Below are 2,677 nucleotides of genomic sequence, written 5' to 3' on the forward strand. Positions count from 1 at the left end.
TCAAAGATAATGGCGACTTAATGTGGTATCGCCACGATGGAAGAGCTGACGGCACTTTCAGATGGACAGCGGGTGACGGCGGCAAAAAAGTTGGCACCGGATGGAACTTCAAGCAAGTATTCTCTGGTGCTCTGTAGGATCATCAATGCAATCGCGAATTTGATGGGTTGGGTTTCCTAACATCAACCCAACCTCTTCAATGGATCAGGACTTACGCAAGATGTGGTTGAGAAGCTGATTATTCCGTAGCGGTAATTCATGAATTACCGCTACTTTCGTTGTGTTTTGCGTAAGTCCTCTGGATGAAGCAATTGGGTAACTTACCTGACTTTTCCAAACTTTTTGCTTCAAAAGCAATTTTTGACCCAACTTTGTCTGATTTCTTGATTGCCACTTCCAGAACTTTCCCAGTTATCATATCGAGTTCTGATCGGTAACCATAGTAGACATGAAGCAGGAAATGAAAGCCTAATAAATTAGCTGTCACGTTAATTAGGCTGTCATAAAAACTAACAAAAACAGAGGAACTCTCATGAGAACTAATCGTAAAATCGCCTTGCTAGCTTCAACAGCCTTACTCCTAGGTGGAGGTTTCACAATCGCTCAAAAGTCATCTGTGACAACGCCAGAACAATTAGTTTCAATGTGTCGAGGTGGCGGATACCCTCATTTCAACCCCTTGAAACGATGCGATGACCCTTTGGTATCTGCATACCAGGGAAGCGATCGCATCAATCGCCACAGCTTCCTATAAAGGTAAGCACGTCAAATTCCACTCACAACCTTAACGACTTCCACTGTTGCAGCGATCGCACCCTAACAACTGCGTGTACCGGATTGACCGATAATCTTTTTGCTTCGTTCAAGTCCCTTGCAATCGGTGACGCTGGTCGTTAGGACGCTTACAGAAATAACTTGCGTAACTTCAAACCTAGAATCGCCTTCCCAGATGGATCGCAATGATATTAGTCATACAAGTTAATTTTGAAAGGCTCATTAGACTTTATCGCTATCGGGTGCGGCGAACGAGCCACAAATCCAAGAGTACCCACAGTCACCCACTGAAGGAGAAAGATAATGTACCATACGAAGATTCCCAAGCTTTCACCTCTTCCGACGACGCTCGCCCCCTCGGCGATCTTGCTCCCGCCATTGCCTGCCGGTGCCCCCAGTGCGCGAGCGCTAGCCGGGGTAGACCCGTGCGCGTCGCTCACTCCGCAAGCTCTTCAACAGGTGATCGACAAAGTTGCCGAAAGTCTAGCAAAGGCGGAAAGCGATGTGATCGCTAACGGCACGACGGGCTCTTATGCCGCCGCCGCCGTCTACCATCGCGACTATCTGGCTGAAGTCCACCAGAACCTGCTATTTCTCCAATCATGGCTGAAGAATCTGGGGCTTGATACGCCATTCGTGACCAACGCGACTGCGGCATACAACATCCACGGCTATGTGCGAGAGGCTGTCTACCCGTTACACCACGCACGGCACTGGGCCACGATCAGTGTCGTGTACCACACGAGTTCGGATGCGTTCGATTCGTATAACCTGACATCGGAAGCGATTGATCTGGCCGAAGCGTTAGGGGTACAGGCTGGACGCTGTTATATGAGTACCTACTTTGCGTAATGTGAGCGATCGCAGCCTAACCATCGCATATACCGCATGAGTAATCTCTGGTTTTGTTTCGGTATTGTCTATATCTGGTGATGTTAGCCATTAGGCTCAACCAATTGCTTCAGATAAACTGATGCAAAAAATCTGTCAAATAATATAAAGAGGAGAAAAATATGGGCTTTCACGCTAGTTGGGTTCATGGAAACGCTCTAACTGTTGAGAATCCGGAGAACTTGAATCGCGTCGGGCATTTTGGGTGGGGTGCTGACATGCAGGTAAAGCCTGGTAAAGCTAGCTGGTTTCATATTGCGCTCCCGACGCCAGTTATCCTTAACGATGCTCGGTCGAACTTGATCCGTGTCTTCCTCATGTTTGAGTCCGAGCAAGGGAGCATTCGCAACGTTCACGTTTACGATGGATCATCCAAAGTACAAGAGTTCAATGACTTGCTCATCACAGGAGAACATCGGATCGCCCTTGATGGAGTGAATACGTTCAACCTGACAAATCCACACACAGTAATTTTCGGTATCGGTGTGTCTTTCTTATTTATCGCTGACATTGGGTTTGACTCAGCCATCCCACCCTCTCGCCTGATCCTGGCAAGTTCTGGTGGCGACTATACCACGTGATCTTCCTAATGGATCATCCAAAGTACAAGAGTTCAATGACTTGCTCATCACAGGAGAACATCGGATCGCCCTTGATGGAGTGAATACGTTCAACCTGACAAATCCACACACAGTAATTTTCGGTATCGGTGTGTCTTTCTTATTTATCGCTGACATTGGGTTTGACTCAGCCATCCCACCCTCTCGCCTGATCCTGGCAAGTTCTGGTGGCGACTATACCACGTGATCTTCCTATTAGTGCGATCGCTGTTCTTGCAGGTTGAGTTGATGCAAGAAAACTAACATCTTCTTCCACTCACAACCCTAACGGGACTTGAACTTTGTTCAAGCCCAAACAAGCCCTAAATGGGCTAGGTGTAAGGCAAATACGTCAGTATTCTCCTGAAGCCAACGGACAAACCGATAGGATATAGCTGTTCTAAAAGCTGACA

General features: G+C 47.5%; 4 protein-coding genes. All 4 read left to right on the forward strand.

Features of this window, described 5'->3' with window-relative positions; genetic code table 11:
* The first annotated feature begins 532 nt into the window (after positions 1-532).
* The 4 genes from AC2VDX_RS00125 to AC2VDX_RS00140 all read left to right on the forward strand — a co-directional run bounded on the left by AC2VDX_RS00125 (position 533) and on the right by AC2VDX_RS00140 (position 2,472).
* Positions 533-754, forward strand: a complete 222-nt coding sequence (locus tag AC2VDX_RS00125) for a hypothetical protein (protein WP_378172790.1) — start codon at positions 533-535, stop codon at positions 752-754.
* A gap of 323 nt (positions 755-1,077) precedes the next feature.
* Positions 1,078-1,626, forward strand: a complete 549-nt coding sequence (locus AC2VDX_RS00130) for a hypothetical protein (protein ID WP_378172788.1) — start codon at positions 1,078-1,080, stop codon at positions 1,624-1,626.
* Positions 1,627-1,787: 161 nt separating this feature from the next.
* Positions 1,788-2,246 (forward strand): DUF6623 family protein, encoded by a 459-nt coding sequence (locus tag AC2VDX_RS00135; protein WP_378172785.1) that lies wholly within the window; start codon positions 1,788-1,790, stop codon positions 2,244-2,246.
* A gap of 40 nt (positions 2,247-2,286) precedes the next feature.
* A complete protein-coding gene (locus AC2VDX_RS00140; RefSeq protein WP_378172782.1) occupies positions 2,287-2,472 on the forward strand; it encodes a hypothetical protein in 186 nt (61 codons plus the stop codon).
* Positions 2,473-2,677 lie beyond the last annotated feature (205 nt).

The organism is Coleofasciculus sp. H7-1, assembly GCF_057473865.1.

Coding starts and splice junctions, on each gene's coding strand:
- AC2VDX_RS00125 (WP_378172790.1), top strand. CDS start 533: ATGAGAACTAATCGTAAAATCGCCTTGCTAGCTTCAACAGCCTTACTC.
- AC2VDX_RS00130 (WP_378172788.1), top strand. CDS start 1,078: ATGTACCATACGAAGATTCCCAAGCTTTCACCTCTTCCGACGACGCTC.
- AC2VDX_RS00135 (WP_378172785.1), top strand. CDS start 1,788: ATGGGCTTTCACGCTAGTTGGGTTCATGGAAACGCTCTAACTGTTGAG.